A 15882-nucleotide genomic window follows, 5' to 3' on the forward strand; every position below is an offset into this window, starting at 1 on the left:
GGAAAGTGGCGGGTCACACTTTCCGATGTGGAAAGCAACGAGGCGCTCGACACCGCCGCCGCCCGGGCAGACCTGGCCGCCCTCGCGGACCGCCGCGCCGCGCTCGCCGACCGGGTGGTGCAGCCCTGGTGGTACGACGTCGCCCTCGGGGTGCTGATGGCCGGGTTCATCAGCTCCTACGCCACGCGCAGCGCCGTCTGGATCACGGTCGCGCTCGTGCTCTTCATGGCCGGGTGCCTCGGCCTGGTGGCGGTCTACCAGCGACGCACCGGGCTGTGGCTGAGCGGCCACCGCCCGGGACCGACGCGGAAGGCGATCCGGGCGTTCACGGTCCTCTACGCGGTCGTGTTCGCCGGTGGCGCCCTGGCCGAGTTCCTCCTCGGGATCCGCGGCGCGATGGTGGTGGCGGGGATCGTCCTCGGGGTGGGTGTCGCCCTGACCAGCCGGTGGTGGACCCGGATCTACGTCGCCGAGCTCCGGGGCCAGGCGTGACCGCGGTCGCCCCGCGCTTCGACGCGGTCATCCACCCGCCGCCGCGGCTGCAGATCTGCGGCCTGCTCGCCGCCGTCGACACGATGGACTTCGCCGCGGTGCGGGACGAGGTCGGCGTGAGCGACTCGGTCCTCTCCAAGCACGTCCGGCAGCTGGAGGAGGCGGGCTACGTGACGGTGCGCAAGGCGACCCGCGCCTCCCGGCTGCGCACCAGCCTCGCCCTCACCCGGGCCGGCCGGGCCGCGTTCGACGCGCACGTCGCGGAGCTGCGGCGGATCACCGGCGCCTGAACGACCCGCGTGCGCCTGCGCGGGACGACGCCCGGCAGAGTGGTGCGCGTGGGCGGGGAGGGGCGGATCGCCCGGCTGGTCGACGGGGTGCTCGTCGTCGCCGGCGCCCTCGTGGCCACGGTGGTCTTCGACGCCCTCGACCTGCCCTCGCCCTCGCTGTTCGGCGGCCTGCTCGCCGGCCTGGTGCGCGGCCTGGCCGGCCGCCGGCGGCTGGTCGTCCCGCGGCCGGGGATGATGGCGGCGCAGGCCCTCATCGGCGTCTCCGTCGGGGCTCTGGTCGACGTCGACACCCTCGCCGCGATCGGCCGGGACTGGCTGCCGGTGCTCCTGGTCGTCGTCGGCACGCTGGCGCTGACCGTGCTGGCCGGGCTGCTCATGCGGTTGCAGCCGGGGATCACGCCGGTCACCGGCGCGTTCGCGATGATCGCCGGGGGCGCGTCCGGGATCACCGCGATGTCCCGCGAGCTGGGCGCCGACGACCGGATGGTCGCCGTCCTCCAGTACCTGCGGGTGCTGATCATCGTCGTGCTCATGCCGGTGGTGGCGACGGCGCTGTTCGGTGCCGAGCCGGGATCCGGCGGGACGACGGTCGCCGAGGCCGGACCCGGGTGGCCGGCCGGACTGCTGTATGCCGCGGTCAGCGTGCTCGCCGGCATCCCCCTGGCCCGGCTGCTCCGGATCCCGGTGCCGGCGCTGCTGGGGCCGATGCTGATCGCGGCCGGGCTCGACCTGAGCGGGCTGTCCGGCGGCGCGCAGGTGCCGGTGGCGCTCGAGCTGGCCGCGTTCCTGGCGATCGGCCTGGCCGTCGGGCTGAACTTCACCCGGGACAGCCTGCGCACCATCGGGCGGGCGCTGCCCCTCGCGCTGGCGATCATCCTCGGGCTGATCGCCGCCTGCGCCGGGCTGGGCGCCGTGCTCACCGCCACGACCGGGGCCAGCGCCCTCGACGCCTACCTCGCCACCACGCCGGGCGGCCTCTACGCGGTGCTGGCCACGGCCCGCGACGGCGGCGCGGACGCCACCTTCGTCCTCGCCGTCCAGGTGCTGCGGCTGTTCGTGATGCTGCTGTCCGCGCCGCTGCTGGCGCGGTGGCTGCGCCGCTCGGCCTGACGGGAATCCACGGGTGACCGTGGGTCGTTGTGCGTTCAACTGGTCGGCGGCGAGGGAGTGGCAGTGCAGCTCGGGGTCTACACGTTCGGCGACGTCCTCTCGGACCCGCGCACCGGGACGACGATCAGCCCGGAGCGGCGGCTGGCGAACCTGCTGGAGGAGATCGCGCTCGCCGACCAGGTGGGCCTCGACGTCTTCGGCGTCGGCGAGCACCACCGGCCCGACTACGCGGTCAGCTCGCCGGCCACCGTGCTCGCCGCGGCCGCCGTCCGCACCTCCCGCATCCGGCTGTCCAGCGCCGTCACCGTGCTCTCCTCCGAGGACCCGGTGCGGGTGTTCCAGCAGTTCGCCACCGTCGACCTGCTCTCGCACGGCCGGGCCGAGATCATGGCCGGGCGGGGTTCGTTCATCGAGTCGTTCCCGCTGTTCGGGTACGACCTCGACGACTACGACGAGCTCTTCGCCGAGAAGCTGGACCTGCTGCTGCAGCTGCGCGACTCGACGAGGGTGACCTGGTCCGGCCGGCACCGCGCGGGACTGGTCGACCAGCCGGTCTTCCCCCGCCCGGTGCAGGACCCGCTGCCGGTGTGGGTCGCGGTCGGGGGCAACCCGCAGTCGGTGGTGCGCGCCGGAGCGCTCGGACTCCCGCTGGCCCTGGCCATCATCGGCGGCGAGCCGGCCCGGTTCGCGCCGCTCGCGCAGCTGCACCGCCGGGCGGCGGCGCAGTACGGGCACGGTCCGCTGCCGGTCTCGATCAACTCGCACGGCTTCGTCGCCGACACCTCGCAGGCCGCCGCCGACAGCTTCTACGACACCTACGCCGAGGTCATGACCCGGCTCGGCCGCGAGCGGGGCTGGGGCGCGATGACCCGCGCGGACTTCGACGCGCTCGCCGGCCTGCACGGCGCGGTGGTCGTGGGCAGCCCCCAGCAGGTGGCCGAGAAGATCCTGTTCCAGCACGAGGTCTTCGGTCACGACCGGTTCCTCGTGCAGTCCTCGCTGGGCGCGGCACCGCACCGGGAGGTGCTGCGCTCGATCGAGCTGCTGGGCACCGAGGTCGCCCCGATCGTGCGGGCCGAGCTGGCGTCGCGGTCGAAGGCGACGGTCTGACCGGCCGTCCGTGGGGTCCCCCTCCGTCCCGGGACGCGCCTACCCTGGCCCGGGGTGCAGGGAGGTGAGGGAGCTGTCCGAGGAGACGACCGGCACGGACGCCGGCACGCAAGACGCCGTCCTGCTGTTCGTGGGTGGCCCGCTGGACGGGCGGGTGGAGATCCGCGAGGCCCGGCACGGTGAGCCGCTGCCCACCATCACCCACGTGCACCTCCACGGCGGCCCCAAGGTGGTGCACCGCTACGACCTGACCACGCTGAGCGGCTCGGCCGGTGTGTACACGGTGCGGCCCTCCCCGTCGGTCCGGGACCGCTCGGTCGCCGACTGACCCGTCACCGGCGCCGCAGCACGACCCCGGCGTAGCCGAACTCGCCGGGGTGGGCGCGGCGCACCTCGATCTCGGTGCGCACGGCCGCCAGCGCGGCGGACGTCGCCTCGTCGGGGTCGGGCCAGGCGTCGATGGCCGCCTCCAGCGGCCGGTGGTACTCGTCCTCCCAGTCGGCGTCCGGGAGCAGGTGGGTGGCGAGGACGGCGTAGCCCGCGGCGTCGGCGGCGGCGACGGTCGCCGCCTCGTCGCGCATCGCGGGGTACCCGGCCCAGAACGCGGCGGCCTCCGGGGACGGCGCAGCCGTGGTCCACACCGCGTCGGTGAGCACCAGGACACCCCCGGCCGGGAGCAGCCGGCGCCACTCGCGCATCGCCGCGTCCACCCCCATCAGGTAGGCGGCGCCCTCGCACCACAGCAGGTCGAACGCGCCGTCGGGGTGGGGGAGCGCGGTCATCGACGCGCGCTCGACGGCGATCCGGTCGCCGAGCCCGGCCGCGTCGGCCGCCGTCCGCGCCCGGCGGAGGAACGGCTCGTGCAGGTCCAGGGCGATGACCCGGGCGCCGGACCCGGCGAGGACGAGGGACGCCCGCCCGGGGCCGCAGCCGATGTCGAGGACCCGCGGTTCCGGTGGCAGCGGGCGGGCGAGGTCGAGCAGCCTGCGGGTGGTCGCGTCGGAGCCGACCCCCTCCCGCGGCAGGTCGCGGTGCAGGGCCCAGAAGACCTCGGCGGCGTCCATCACGGGGGAGCATGGCCCGCCGGTGCCGGTCCGGTCGACCGCATCGGGGGTCGACGGAGTGGGCCGACGGAGCCCGTCGTCAGCGGCCGTGCTGCGACCGGACGGCGGCGACGACCTCGTCGAACCGCCCCCGCGCGAGCGCGGCGCCCTCGCGGCGGGCGGAGCCCGGCGGCAGCAGCAGGAGCCGGTCCAGCCGGGCCTCGCTGGGCCGGCTTCGGGCGTCCCACGCACCGGTGCCGACGTCCATCCACACGCGGCCGAACTGGGCCTCGTCGGCGGCATCCCGGTCGTGGTCCTGGCTGGAGAGCATCAGCCCGACCAGGTCGGCCCCGCGCCGCCCGATCACCAGCACCGGCCGGTCCTTGCCCCGGCCGTCGCCCTCGTCGAAGGGCACCCAGGCCCAGACGACCTCGCCGGGGTCGGGCCGGTCGTCGTCCTGCGGCCGGTAGGCCAGCTCGACGCCGGCCAGCCCGCCGGTGAGATCCCGCACGCCTCCGGGTGCGGGCGCTGCTGCCGGCGCCGCCCGGCGGACCGGTGACCGGCTCGCCCGTGCGGTCGGCTGCAGCGCCGCGCGCAGCAGTCCGGAGAGACGTCGGCCGAGCCCGGGACCTGCCATGGCGGCACGGTACGGAACGTCCGTTGGGCGGCCGCGCGGGGGCCGGTGGTGAACACCATGCGTCGCATGTGACACACAGGTACCAATCCGTCACGAAGAAGCTTCGAACTGCCGATGGGGGGGCAACGATGAGCGCACGGGGCGGTCAGGAGTGGCCCTCCCGGGAGAGGGGGGTCTCCCATGACCTCGGCCGAGCCGGTCCTGCCCGCGGCACCGTGGCCCCGTGAGGTGAAGGCCAGCGTGCTCGCGGCCTTCCAACTGGTGGAGGACGCCCGCTACCTCGGAACCGACCGGCGCAGCCGGCAGGACCGTCGGCGGGCGCTCGCGGAACGCACCGTCGCCTACCGCAAGCTCGCCCGGGACCTCCGTGCCAGCTGACGAAGGACCCCCTGCCCGACCGCTCGCGGAGCGCCCCTGCAGGGGGCGACTAGGCGACGCAGAACTCGTTGCCCTCCGGGTCGGTGAGCGTCGCCCAGGTGAACGGCCCCTGCGACTCCCGGTACTGCTCGGTCGCGCCCATGCCGACCAGCCGCGTCACCTCGGCGTCCCGGCGCTCGGGTCCCACGTGCAGGTCGAGGTGCACCCGGTTCTTCACCGTCTTCGCCTCCGGGACCAGCTGGAAGAGCACCCGCGGCCGGCCCGGGTCCGGCGAGGTGACCGCCGCCCCCGTCTTCCACACCAGCGCGCCCCGGTGGGTGGTGGTGTCGGCCTCGGTCGCCGCGCCCGACTCCACCATCCGGCGGATGAACGCCTCCTCCTGCGCCTCCACCTGCCAGCCGAGCGCCTCGGCCCACCAGTCGGCCAGCCCGTGCGGGTCGGCGCTGTCGATCACGATCTGGACGTCGGTCGCCATGGCCGCACCCTAGGACGGCCCACCGACGGTCTCAGAGCTCCTCGGCCAGGCCCGCCCGCATGACCGCGTCGTCGGGCAGCGGCGTGGTGAGCCGGCAGTGGTCGCCGAAGACCTCGCGCATCGGGGCGAACGCCGAGCGCTCGACCTGCCGCGCCGGGTCCCAGAGGCCCGAGCGCATCACCGACTTCGCGCACTGGAAGTAGGCCCAGGCCACCGTCACCACGAGGACCGATCGCGGGGCGCGGCCGAACTCGGTGAGGTCCACCCCGAGGTCCTCCGGCGCGGCCAGCTCGGCGGTGCCGTAGACGCGCAGCGTCTCCTCGATGCCCGGCACGAGGAACAGCAGCGCCACCCGGGGGTTGCCCGCCACGTTCCGCAGGCTGTCCACCCGGTTGTTGCCCGGCCGGTCGGGCAGCGCCAGCCGGTGCTGGTCGAGCACCTTCACGAAGCCCGGGTCACCTCCGCGCGGCGACACGTCCGGCCAGCCGTCGGGGGACGCCGTGGACAGCGTCGCGAACGGTGCGAGCTCCACGAACGCCCGGCAGTGGCGGTCGAGGTGGTCGATGACCTTGTCCTGCACCAGCTGCGAGGGGTCGCGGTACCTCTCCAGTACGCCGTCCATGCCGACGACGGTATCCCGGCTACCGTGCAGCACCGTGCCCGCACAGTGGAGCGCCCCGGTCCGGTACGTCGAGTGCGACCAGCAGGGCGTCGTCTTCAACGCCCACTACCTGACCTGGGCCGACGAGGCGTCCAACGGGTGGTGGGCCTCGATGGGCCTGTCCTGGGAGGAGCTGGTCGAGCGCCGCATCGACCCGCTGGTCAAGGCCAGCTCGCTGGAGTGGTCCGCCTCGGCCCGCTGGGGCGACACCGTGACGGTGGACGCCGAGACCGAGCAGGTGGGCCGCACGAGCGTGACGGCGCGGTTCACCGTGCGGGTGGGCGACCGGGTGTGCTGCGTCGTCCGGACCACCTACGTCGCCATCACCAACGGGCGCTCCACCCCCTGGCCGGACGACGTCCGGGCGCGGCTGGCCGCCTGAGGGCCGCTCAGGCGGCCTCGCTCGGCCGGCCCCAGCCGGACTTCTCCTGACCGGAGAGGTCGGCGATGGCCTCCATGATCTGGTCGGTCACCGCGCGCCGGGCCCGGCCGTTGCCCGCCATGCCCCGGTACTCGTCGAACGTCAGCGGCTTGCCGAAGGTGACCGACACCTTGTGCGGGCGGGGCCACCGCGAGCCGACCGGCTGGACCTTGTCGGTGCCGGCCACCGCGACCGGGACCACGGGGCAGTCGGCGGTCAGCGCCAGCCAGGCCACCCCGGTCTTGCCCCGGGCCAGCCGGCCGTCCCGGGACCGGGTGCCCTCGGGGTAGATGCCGAAGCCGCCGCCCTCCCGCAGCACGCCCAGCGCGGTGTCGAGCGCCTCCTGCGCGGCCCGGTGCGTCTGCCGCTCGACGGGCAGCGCCCCGAGCGCGGTGAACAGCGTCCGGGTGAGCCAGCCGGTCACGCCTGACCCGGTGAAGTACTCGGCCTTGGCCAGGTAGCCGACCCGGCGCGGGGCGGAGAGCGGGATGACCATGCTGTCGATGAACGACAGGTGGTTGCTGGCCAGGATGAACGGGCCGGTCGCCGGGACGTTCTGCCGCCCGGTGACGTGCGTGCGCAGCACGATCCGGAACAGCGGGCGCAGCAGGAACCGGACGACGAGGTAGAGCACGCCGCGCTTCCCCTCTCGGGTCGGGGGGCCGCCGGCGGGCGCCGGCGGCAGCGGCATTCTCCCGTGCGCCCGGGCCCCGGTGCTGTGACCCAGGGCATCCGGGCTCAGTGCATCCGCGGTGTGGGCGGGCACACGTCCCGGATCAGCCCGCGGATGTCGTCGGGCAGCGGCGCCCGGCCGCAGGCGGACTCGACGATCGTCACGGCGACGTCGCGCACCTTGCGGTGACAGTTGCTGGAGATGTGCGCCAGCGTCTCGAAGGCCACCTGGTCGCCGCAGCCGGTGAGCAGCATGAGGATGCCCTTCGCCTGCTCGATCGCCGCCCGGCTGCTCATCGCGGTGCGCAGCTGGGACACCTCGGTCTCCAGCGCCTGCACGAGGTCGCCGTCGTCCCGGCCCGGGGGCGCGGTCGGCGCGCCACGGTGGACGTCGGGGGGCACCTCGACGAACAGGCCCTCGAGGGCGTCGACGGTCCCGACGGCGTCGACCACCGGTTCACCGACGAGGACGGCGGTGCGCTCGATGCCACCGCGGCTGCACAGCCGCACGCGCAGGGCGAAGGGGAGCCCGCTGGTGCACGCGGTGGCGATCGACTCGAGCGTCCGGGCGCGGTCGGCGGTGTGCAGCGACCGCACCAGCAGTTCGGTGCAGGGGTGCGAGCCGCCCCGGCCGAGCCCGAGCAGCGCGGACATCTCGGGCGACCAGGTCCAGGTGCCGGTGCGCCGGTCGTACCGGTACCGCCCGGCCAGGCGGCGGCCGGCCGGTGCCGGCCGGGGAGCGGCGACCGACGGGTGGCTCGCGGGAGGAGCCGGCCGGGCGAGGGTGGGGGAAGGCGTCGTCATCTCGACTCCACGGGGTGCCTCCGGGCGGACCCGGCTCGGGCGCCGCAGGCCGGGTGCTCGACCTCTGCGGTACGCCGGCGGTGGCGGGACCACCGGCCGCTCCGTTCAGGGGACGGTACGTCGTCGGTCGCGGGGGCGCACGCCCAGCGACGACGCGATTGCACGCCGCGTCGCGTCGCCACCCGCTGTCCGCGCGCGGCACCCCGGTGCGTCGGACGCACCGCTCAGACGACGGTGGCCGGGCGGGCGGGGGCCAGGTGCCCCGAGCCGCGGCTGGGCAGCCCCGCGGCCACCCCGGCCAGCAGCCGCACCGCGGTCCGCAGCCGGTCCGGCGGCAGGGTGAACGGCAGCCGCAGGCGGTCGTCGAACGCGTGCCCCGTCCCGAACGCCCGCCCCTCCGCCAGCACCAGTCCGTGCGGCGCGGCGGCCGCGGTCAGGGCGGCCGAACTGGTCCCGGGCGGCAGCTCGCACCACACCGACAGCCCGCCGGCCGGCCGGCGGGCGGTCCACCCCGGGAGCGCGACGGCCAGCTCGGCGAGCAGCGCCTCGCGACGCTCCCGCAGCACCCGGCGCCGCTCCTCGAGGATCGCGTCCAGGCGTGCCATCAGCACGACGGCCGCCAGCTGGTCGACGACGCCCACCGACAGCTGCCGCCGGCCCAGCGAGGCACCCAGCTGGGCGGCCAGCGCCGCGTCGGTGCGCAGCCAGCCGATCCGCAGACCGCCCCACACGGCCTTGGACAGCCCGCCGACGGTCACCGTGGCCGCGTCGGGCAGCCCGGCGGCGAACGGCGGGAGGGGGCCGCCGTCCAGGTGCAGCTCCGCGGTCACCTCGTCGACGACGGCCAGGACGCCGTGCTGCCAGAGCGTTGCCGACAACCGGCGCCGCCCCGCCGCCGACAGCCGGGCGCCCGACGGGTTGGAGAAGTCGGGCATGAGGAAGGCCATCCGGGAGCTGCTCTGGCGGGTGACCAGCGCGGCGGAGGTGACCAGGGCGTCGGGGTCGTCCGGGTCGACCGGTGCCGGGACGCAGCGGCCCCCGGCGGCGTCGACCATGCCGAGTGCGCCGGGATAGGTCGGGTGCTCGACGAGGACGCGGTCGCCGGGCTGCAGCAGCGTCTGGAAGACGATCGAGGTGGCGTCGCCGGTGCCCGCGGTGACGACCACCTGGTCGGGGTCGGTGGGCAGGCCGCGGGCGGTGAACCGGTCGGCGATCGCCGCCCGCAGCTCCGGCAGGCCGCTGGGCGCGTAGCCGTGACCGGCGACCTGCCCGGGCAGGGCGGCCACGGCCTGCCGGTAGGCGTCGAGCAGGTCGGGCACCGCCTCCGGGGCCGCGTGCGCGAGGTCGAGCAGCTCCGGGTCGGTGACCGGCGCCCCCCAGGCACTGGTCGCGGCCGGCAGCTCGGTCACGGTGCCGGAGCCGTGCCGGGTGACGGCGAACCCCTCGGCGCGCAGCAGCCGGTAGGCCGAGGCGACGGTGACCCGGCTGGCCCCCAGCGCTGCGGCCAGTTCCCGCTCGGCGGGCAGCCGCGTGCCGCTGGGCAGGGTGCCGGTGGTGACCAGCTCGCGGATCCGCCGGGCCAGACCGGCATACCGCGGACCCGGCACCGCCTCGACCGGCCCGACCAGGGTGGCCAGTTCGCGTGCCCAGGTGGACTGGTCCGGTCGCGGTGGCATGCGGTCCACCATGCCGCAGTGGACTGCTTTCTGCCAGCCTTCGTGCTGCCACTCTTGCGGCATGACTCCAGGTGGTGCGCTCGTCCTGCTCGTCCTGCTCGCGGTGGCCGGCCTGTCGGTGGCCACCCTGGTGACCGCCGTCCGCGGAGGCCGCGGCCCGGCCGACCCCCCGGCCAGTCACCTCCGGACCGACCCGTCCGGCTTCCCCGTCCTGTCCGCGCCGCGCGGCGCGCTGCACCGGGTGCCGCGCCGGGCCCGCCCCGGGACCGCGCGCCCGCCGGCACGACTCGCCCGGGGAGTCCGGCTCGTCCGGGGAGTGCGGCGGACCTCGCCCGCGCGCTGACCGGCCGGCAGCCGACCGGGCGGGCCGCGCCGTCCCCGAGCCGGACGGCGCGGCCCGTCGTCCCTAGGATCGGCGGTCATGCGCCTGCCCGGCCGGTACTCCGGCACTGCCCGGCCGATCGTGACCTACGGGAGCGACCCGGTGCTGCACCGGTCGTGCGCGCCGGTGACCGAGTTCGGCAAGGAGTTGCGGCACCTCGTCCTCGACATGTTCGCCTCGATGGAGGCCGCGGACGGGGTCGGCCTGGCGGCCAACCAGATCGGTGTCGACGCACGCGTCTTCGTGATCGACTGTCCCGACGCGGCGGGGGAGGACGTCGTCGGCTACGTGGTGAACCCGCGGCTGACCGTGCTCGAGCCGCACGAGGGGGAGCCGGCGGAGGAGGTCACCGAGGAGGGCTGCCTGTCGGTGCCGGGGCCCTACGCCGAGTTGCCGCGGGCCTTCCGGGCACGCGTGGACGGCGTCGACGCGGCGGGCTCCCCGGTGTCCATCGAGGCGACGGGGATGGCTTCGCGCTGTCTGCAGCACGAGGTCGACCACCTCGACGGCACCGTCTACGTCGACAAGCTCCCCGAGGAGCAGCGCGAGCGGCTGCTGGCCGAGGCGGCCGGCCCCGGCGGGGACCTGCCGGCCTGACCGGTCGGGGGAACTCAGATCGAGGTGGGCCAGAACGCCCAGGCGGTGAGCCACACGATGCCGATGGTGACGACCACGGCGACCGGCACGTGTGCGGCGATGTTGCCGGAGCTGCCGAGTGCGCCCTGCACGAAGGTCAGCACGAAGACGGCCGCGGCCAGGCCGGCGGGCCACCAGAGCCCTGACTGCCGCCCGTACAGGACGGCGACGACCAGCAGGAGCCCGGTGGCCACGTGCAGGACGATCGCCCCGCCGCCGTGCCCGCCGAGGGCGTCCGCGCCCTCCAGGAGCCGGCCGGCGGAGAAGAACTGCCAGAGCACGACGAGCACGGAGAGCACGGCCGCGGCCTGCGCGAGCCGGATGGTCGACGTCTGGCTGGCGACGGCTGCGTCGCGGGTCCGGGTCATCGGGGCCTCCGGGGCTCGGGCGGTTCGGCGGCTGGTGCTTGAAGATTGCAGCACCTGCGTATGGGTGGCGCCAGCCCCCGGAGCTGGGGGTTCTCTGTGAATCGCCTCGTCCTCTTCGATCTCGACGGCACGCTGGTCGACTCCACGCCCGGCATCTGGGCCTCCGTGCGGCACGCGGCCGCGGAGCTCGGGCTGCCCCCGCCCACGCCCGGCCAGCTCCGCGGGATGGTCGGGCCGCCGCTGCAGGACGGCTTCGCGCTGGTGCTCGGCGTGCCGCCGGGCGACGTCCCGCGGGCGGTCGCCGCGTACCGCGCGCACTACACCGCCGGCGCCCTGCTCGACGTCACCGTCCACGACGGCGTCGACGAGTTGCTGGCGGTCCTGGGGGCCGGCGGCGCGACGCTGGCGGTGGCCACGAGCAAGCCCGAGCCGTTCGCCGTCCGGGTGCTGGAGCACACCGGCCTGCTGGCCGCGTTCGCGAGCGTCCACGGGGCGACGCTGGACGGGGCGGTGCGCCACAAGGACCAGGTGGTCGGTGCCGCGCTGGCCGCCCACCCGCACGGCCGGGCGCCGGTGCTCGTCGGCGACCGCGCGCACGACGTGCTCGGCGCCGCCGCGCACGGGCTGCCGTGCATCGGGGCCGGCTGGGGTCCGGCGGAGGACGGCGAGCTGGCGGCGGCCGGCGCGGCGGTCGTCGTCGCGACCCCGGCAGAGGTGCCCGCCGCCCTCGTGCATGTGTGAACCCGCAGGCGGGGCGGGCATGGGCCGGTCGTGACCGACGACCCGCCCCTCCGTGCCGTCGCCCTGGTGTGCAGCCTCAAGCCGTCCCCGGCGCCGTCCAGCAGTGACCTCATGGCCCGCCAGGTACTGGAGGCGCTCGGCGGGCACGGCGTCACCGGCGAGGTCGTCCGCGTCGTCGACCACGACGTGCAGCCGGGTGTCGAGCTGGACATGGGCGACGGCGACGCGTGGCCGGCGATCCGCGCGCAGATCATGGCGGCCGACATCCTCGTGGTGGCCACGCCGACGTGGATGGGGCACATGAGCAGCGTCGCCCAGCGCGTCCTCGAACGGCTCGACGCCGAGCTGTCGGAGACCGACGACTCCGGCCGGCCGCTGGTCGCGGGCAAGGTCGCCGCGGCCGCCGTCGTGGGCAACGAGGACGGCGCGCACAAGATCATCGCCGACCTGTTCCAGGCGCTGGACGACGTCGGCTTCACCATCCCGTCGCAGGCCGGGACCTACTGGAACGACCAGGCCATGGGCGGCACCGACTACATCGACCTGGAGGAGACGCCGGAGGCCGTGGCGTCCACGACCGCCACGCTGGCGGCCAACACCGCGCACCTGGCCCGGCTGCTCAAAGCCAACCCCTACGGCTGAGGGTCAGGCGGCGACCGGCTCGGCCTGCTCCACGGCGGTCTCCTGCCGCACCACGCGCCGCCGCCGCAGCAGCCCGGCCACCGCGATCAGCGTCAGGACGATCAGCACCGCGCCGTAGACCTCGGCGGTCTGCCGCAGTCCCACGTGCCCGACGGCGATGCCCGCGACGACCGCCGGGACGCTGAACGCCAGGTACCCCGCGACGTAGACGCTGGAGAGCAGCCCCGCCCGGTCGCTGGGCGCGACACCGGCGGTGATCGTGCCGAGCGCGCCGAGGAACCCCACCCCGAAGCCGAAGCCGGAGACCGCCGAGGCGACGAAGAACAGGGTCAGGGAACCGGTGGCCAGCGCGGTGATCGTGATGCCGACCCCGACCGCGAACAGCAGCGCCCCGGTGAGCATCGACCGGTGCGGCAGCACCTGCCACATGCTGATCGAGCCGATCGCGCCGCTGCCCTGCATCGCCAGGATCAGCAGGCTGCCGACGAGGTGGCCCTCGACGCCGAACACGCCGACCGCCAGCGACGGGCCGAGGGAGAGGTAGAGCCCGCCCAGGGCCCACGTGGCGACCAGGCAGGGGAGAGCGACGAGGAAGGGAGCCCGGTGCGCGCGCGGTACTCCCACCTGCGGGCGCAGGGACGCCAGCGACCCCGGGATCCGCGGTGAGGTCTCCGGGAGGACCGCGACGGCGGCGGTGGCGACGAGGAAGGCCAGCACGAGCGGGGCGAACACCCAGCGGGTCGGTTCGCCGGTGTACTCGACGAGGACGCCGGCGCCGACCGCCCCGATGGACAGGCCGATCGTCGGCGAGGCGCTGTTGAGCATCGCGGCCAGCGGCCGGTCGCGGCGCTGCAGGTCGAGCAGCATCGCGCCCAGCGTGCCGGTCAGCGTGCCGACGGACAGCCCCTGCACCACGCGGGCGACCAGCAGCCACCCCACGCCGTCGGCCGCCAGGAACAGCACGCCGGAGACGACCTGGAGGAGCAGGCCGACGACGAGCACCGGGCGCCGCCCCACGTGGTCGGACAGCCGGCCGACCACCAGCAGGGCCGCCAGCAGCGCGATCGCGTAGATGCCGAAGACCGTCGTCAGCACCCCGGCCGAGAAGCCGAACCGCTCCTGGTAGACGCGGTACAGCGGCGAGGGCACCCCCGACGCGGCGAGGACCAGGACCAGCAGCGTGGCCGCCGACCAGAAGGCTGCGGTCGGGCGCAGGCGGCGGGAGGGCACGACCACGAGCAAGCCCTCCCGCCGCGGGGTCATTCCCGCCGCCCGGCGGGTCGCCCGGGTCAGCTGCGCGTGAAGCCCGCCGGCAGGACGACGTCCTCGCGGCTGAGGTCGTGCACCGAGGACTTGCCCAGGCCGAGCAGCGCCTCGTCGATGCCCTGCCGGAGGATCGACAGCACGTTCTGCACGCCGCGCTCCCCGTTGGCGGCCATGCCCCACAGGTAGGCGCGGCCGATCATCACGGCCTTGGCACCCAGCGCCATCGCCTTGACGACGTCGCCGCCGCGCCGCACCCCGCCGTCCATGAGCACCTCGACCTGGTCACCGACGGCCTCGGCGATCGCCGGCAGCGAGCGGATCGCGCCGGGGGTGCTGTCGAGGTTGTTGCCGCCGTGGGTGGAGACCGAGATCGCGCTCACGCCGGCGTCGACCGCCCGGCGGGCGTCGTCCACCCGGGTGATGCCCTTGAGCATGAACGGCCCGCCCCACTGCTCCCGCAGCCAGGCGACGTCCTCCCAGCGCGGGAGGGCGGTGCCCATCCACTCGCCGTAGGCGCCGAAGAAGTTGGGCGGCTCCTGCCCCTCGAGGGCGAGGTTCGGGACGCTCAGCTCGGGGATCGCACCGGTGCGCAGGTAGGTGGCCAGCCAGCGCGGCTTGCGCAGCACCTCGGGCGCGAACTTCAGCGCGTTCTTGACGTCGATCTTCTCCGGGATCGGCGGGCTGCCCCAGTCGCGGCGGGACGCGAACGACCAGTCCAGCGTCATGATCAGTCCCTTGGCACCCGCGGCGCGGGCCCGCTCGGCGCGGGCGAGGATCGTCTCCCGCGAGCCGACCCAGTACATCTGGAACAGCATCTTCTCGTGCGCGGCGCCGACCTCCTCCACCGGCTTGCTGGCGAAGGAGGACAGGCCCATCGCGACGTCCTCGGCGGCCGCGGCCCGCGCGACGGCGACCTCGCCGTCGGGGTGCACGGCCTGGACGCCGGTGGGCGAGACGAGCACCGGCATGGAGACCTCCTGGCCCATGACCGTGGTCGCCGTCTCGCGCTTGGCGGCCAGGTCGGCCACGTGCGGGCGCCAGGTGATCTCGTCGAAGGCGGCGACGTTGTCGTTCGCCGTCAGGCCCTTCTCCGTTCCGGCGACCAGCGCCAGGTAGACCGACCGCGGCAACCGCTTCTTCGCGCGGTGCTGGGCCTCCTCGACGGTCTCGAACCAGTCCTTCGTGCTCGCCATGACGTCCTCCGCGACTCGCTGCTCACCGGCGGCGGGACCGGTCTGCGCCGGTGACGCCCGCCACGTCCCGCGACATGGTGCCAGGAGGTGGCACTGAGTGTCACGCGCGGCTTCTCGTCCGCGGAAGGGACGACGGGGCGCCGGCGGCGGGCCCCGGGACCCGCCGCGCCCCCCGCCGCGCCCCCCGCCGTCAGCCGGGTGCGTCGAAGGACATCCAGATCCGGCGCCGCTCGGCCCGGCCGGAGACGAGCGCCATCGCCTCGACGCGGCGGCGCTGGTCGCCGGTGGCGGTGTGCTGGACGACGGCCACCTCGGCGTCCCGCATCGCCCGCTCGGCGGCGTGCTCGGCCTCGGTCGAGGGGCGCTCGTCGGCGACGTCGACGGGCTCCTGCGCGCGGGCGTAGGGGCTCTCGGGCGGCAGGTTGCCGCTGACCCGGCCGTAGGCCCCGAGCAGCAGCAGCACGAGCCCCGCGACGACGGAGAAGACCACGTTGGGGAACTCGAAGGCCAGGAGGTTGTAGCTCGTCCGCATCACCGCCAGGTTGGCCAGCGCCGAGACGAGGAACAGCGACCCGACGACGATCATCACCGTCGAGGCGATCCGCGGCCCGTGCGCGGCGGCGGCGAACAGCACCAGCGCGGTGACGACGGAGACCGCCGACAGCAGGCCGTTGGACGACAGCCCGAGGATCGGCTCCCCCTCGGTGGAGAAGAAGGGCAGCCCGCCGGCGAAGCCGAGCAGGCCGAAGGTGGCGATGACCAGCCCGACGACGACGGCGCCGATCCGGTGCACGACCAGGACGCGCGCACCTGGGTCGGGCGTCGCGCTCGTCGTCCGCTGCCGGGAGTGGGGACGCAGGACCATCGGGACGCTCCTCGCGGGAG

Annotated in this window: 22 protein-coding genes; 11 read left to right on the forward strand and 11 right to left on the reverse strand. The window is 75.3% G+C overall.

Annotation, left to right across the window (positions count from 1 at the left end; translation table 11 throughout):
* Positions 1-27: 27 nt before the first annotated feature.
* From MY526_RS03545 to MY526_RS03565, 5 genes are all read left to right on the forward strand, one after another.
* Entirely contained in the window at positions 28-492 is a 465-nt protein-coding gene (locus MY526_RS03545; protein WP_436703257.1) for a hypothetical protein, read from the forward strand.
* Positions 489-782, forward strand: a complete 294-nt coding sequence (locus MY526_RS03550) for a transcriptional regulator (RefSeq protein WP_436689153.1) — start codon at positions 489-491, stop codon at positions 780-782. Before MY526_RS03545 ends, MY526_RS03550 begins: the two co-directional genes overlap by 4 nt.
* Positions 783-830: 48 nt before the next feature.
* The gene (locus tag MY526_RS03555) at positions 831-1892 is read left to right on the forward strand and encodes an AbrB family transcriptional regulator (protein ID WP_436689155.1); all 1062 of its coding nucleotides are present in this window, start codon (positions 831-833) and stop codon (positions 1890-1892) included.
* Between the two features lie 63 nt (positions 1893-1955).
* The gene (locus MY526_RS03560) at positions 1956-3002 is read left to right on the forward strand and encodes an LLM class flavin-dependent oxidoreductase (protein WP_436689157.1); all 1047 of its coding nucleotides are present in this window, start codon (positions 1956-1958) and stop codon (positions 3000-3002) included.
* 64 nt (positions 3003-3066) lie between these two features.
* Positions 3067-3330: a hypothetical protein gene (locus MY526_RS03565; RefSeq protein WP_436689159.1), complete on the forward strand. Its 264-nt coding sequence runs from the start codon at positions 3067-3069 to the stop codon at positions 3328-3330.
* A gap of 4 nt (positions 3331-3334) precedes the next feature.
* Here the strand turns inward: MY526_RS03565 and MY526_RS03570 are convergent, their stop codons facing one another.
* Together MY526_RS03570 and MY526_RS03575 are read right to left on the reverse strand one after the other, a co-directional pair.
* On the reverse strand, positions 3335-4066 hold the full coding sequence (locus MY526_RS03570; protein WP_436689161.1) for a class I SAM-dependent methyltransferase: 732 nt from the start codon (positions 4064-4066) through the stop codon (positions 3335-3337).
* Between the two features lie 79 nt (positions 4067-4145).
* Complete coding sequence (locus tag MY526_RS03575) at positions 4146-4682, reverse strand: type II toxin-antitoxin system PemK/MazF family toxin (protein ID WP_436703258.1); 537 nt, start codon at positions 4680-4682, stop codon at positions 4146-4148.
* Between the two features lie 180 nt (positions 4683-4862).
* Between MY526_RS03575 and MY526_RS03580 the strand changes: the two genes are divergently transcribed.
* On the forward strand, positions 4863-5060 hold the full coding sequence (locus tag MY526_RS03580; RefSeq protein WP_436689165.1) for a hypothetical protein: 198 nt from the start codon (positions 4863-4865) through the stop codon (positions 5058-5060).
* A 49-nt stretch (positions 5061-5109) separates the two neighbouring features.
* Here the strand turns inward: MY526_RS03580 and MY526_RS03585 are convergent, their stop codons facing one another.
* Both MY526_RS03585 and MY526_RS03590 read right to left on the reverse strand, forming a co-directional pair.
* Positions 5110-5535 carry a VOC family protein gene (locus tag MY526_RS03585; RefSeq protein ID WP_436689167.1) on the reverse strand — a complete coding sequence of 142 codons (426 nt, stop codon included), beginning with the start codon at positions 5533-5535 and terminating at the stop codon, positions 5110-5112.
* A gap of 31 nt (positions 5536-5566) precedes the next feature.
* Entirely contained in the window at positions 5567-6157 is a 591-nt protein-coding gene (locus tag MY526_RS03590) for an MSMEG_1061 family FMN-dependent PPOX-type flavoprotein (RefSeq protein ID WP_436703259.1), read from the reverse strand.
* Between the two features lie 34 nt (positions 6158-6191).
* On the opposite strand from MY526_RS03590, the gene MY526_RS03595 reads away from it, so the two are divergent.
* The gene (locus MY526_RS03595; protein ID WP_436703260.1) at positions 6192-6578 is read left to right on the forward strand and encodes an acyl-CoA thioesterase; all 387 of its coding nucleotides are present in this window, start codon (positions 6192-6194) and stop codon (positions 6576-6578) included.
* A gap of 7 nt (positions 6579-6585) precedes the next feature.
* Here MY526_RS03595 and MY526_RS03600 read toward each other — a convergent pair whose 3' ends face one another.
* The 3 genes from MY526_RS03600 to MY526_RS03610 all read right to left on the reverse strand — a co-directional run bounded on the left by MY526_RS03600 (position 6586) and on the right by MY526_RS03610 (position 9769).
* Positions 6586-7251, reverse strand: a complete 666-nt coding sequence (locus MY526_RS03600) for a lysophospholipid acyltransferase family protein (protein WP_436689173.1) — start codon at positions 7249-7251, stop codon at positions 6586-6588.
* Positions 7252-7355: 104 nt separating this feature from the next.
* Positions 7356-8093 carry an ANTAR domain-containing protein gene (locus tag MY526_RS03605; protein WP_436689175.1) on the reverse strand — a complete coding sequence of 246 codons (738 nt, stop codon included), beginning with the start codon at positions 8091-8093 and terminating at the stop codon, positions 7356-7358.
* A 224-nt stretch (positions 8094-8317) separates the two neighbouring features.
* Entirely contained in the window at positions 8318-9769 is a 1452-nt protein-coding gene (locus MY526_RS03610; RefSeq protein WP_436689177.1) for a PLP-dependent aminotransferase family protein, read from the reverse strand.
* A 61-nt stretch (positions 9770-9830) separates the two neighbouring features.
* Here MY526_RS03610 and MY526_RS03615 point away from each other — a divergent pair, with 61 nt between their 5' ends.
* Both MY526_RS03615 and def read left to right on the forward strand, forming a co-directional pair.
* Entirely contained in the window at positions 9831-10112 is a 282-nt protein-coding gene (locus MY526_RS03615; protein WP_436703261.1) for a hypothetical protein, read from the forward strand.
* 78 nt (positions 10113-10190) lie between these two features.
* Positions 10191-10748, forward strand: a complete 558-nt coding sequence (gene def / locus MY526_RS03620; RefSeq protein ID WP_436703262.1) for a peptide deformylase — start codon at positions 10191-10193, stop codon at positions 10746-10748.
* A 14-nt stretch (positions 10749-10762) separates the two neighbouring features.
* Here the strand turns inward: def and MY526_RS03625 are convergent, their stop codons facing one another.
* Complete coding sequence (locus MY526_RS03625; RefSeq protein ID WP_436703263.1) at positions 10763-11155, reverse strand: hypothetical protein; 393 nt, start codon at positions 11153-11155, stop codon at positions 10763-10765.
* 96 nt (positions 11156-11251) lie between these two features.
* Here MY526_RS03625 and MY526_RS03630 point away from each other — a divergent pair, with 96 nt between their 5' ends.
* Together MY526_RS03630 and MY526_RS03635 are read left to right on the forward strand one after the other, a co-directional pair.
* Entirely contained in the window at positions 11252-11896 is a 645-nt protein-coding gene (locus MY526_RS03630) for an HAD hydrolase-like protein (RefSeq protein ID WP_436689184.1), read from the forward strand.
* Between the two features lie 30 nt (positions 11897-11926).
* Complete coding sequence (locus MY526_RS03635) at positions 11927-12538, forward strand: flavodoxin family protein (protein ID WP_436689186.1); 612 nt, start codon at positions 11927-11929, stop codon at positions 12536-12538.
* 3 nt (positions 12539-12541) lie between these two features.
* Here the strand turns inward: MY526_RS03635 and MY526_RS03640 are convergent, their stop codons facing one another.
* From MY526_RS03640 to MY526_RS03650, 3 genes are all read right to left on the reverse strand, one after another.
* The gene (locus MY526_RS03640) at positions 12542-13768 is read right to left on the reverse strand and encodes an MFS transporter (protein ID WP_436703264.1); all 1227 of its coding nucleotides are present in this window, start codon (positions 13766-13768) and stop codon (positions 12542-12544) included.
* Between the two features lie 59 nt (positions 13769-13827).
* A complete protein-coding gene (mftD, locus tag MY526_RS03645) occupies positions 13828-14997 on the reverse strand; it encodes a pre-mycofactocin synthase MftD (protein WP_436689190.1) in 1170 nt (389 codons plus the stop codon).
* Between the two features lie 190 nt (positions 14998-15187).
* Complete coding sequence (locus tag MY526_RS03650; RefSeq protein WP_436689192.1) at positions 15188-15862, reverse strand: DUF4383 domain-containing protein; 675 nt, start codon at positions 15860-15862, stop codon at positions 15188-15190.
* Between the last annotated feature and the right edge of the window lie 20 nt (positions 15863-15882).

The organism is Geodermatophilus sp. CPCC 205761 (assembly GCF_051383655.1).
In the GTDB taxonomy this organism is placed as follows: domain Bacteria; phylum Actinomycetota; class Actinomycetes; order Mycobacteriales; family Geodermatophilaceae; genus Geodermatophilus.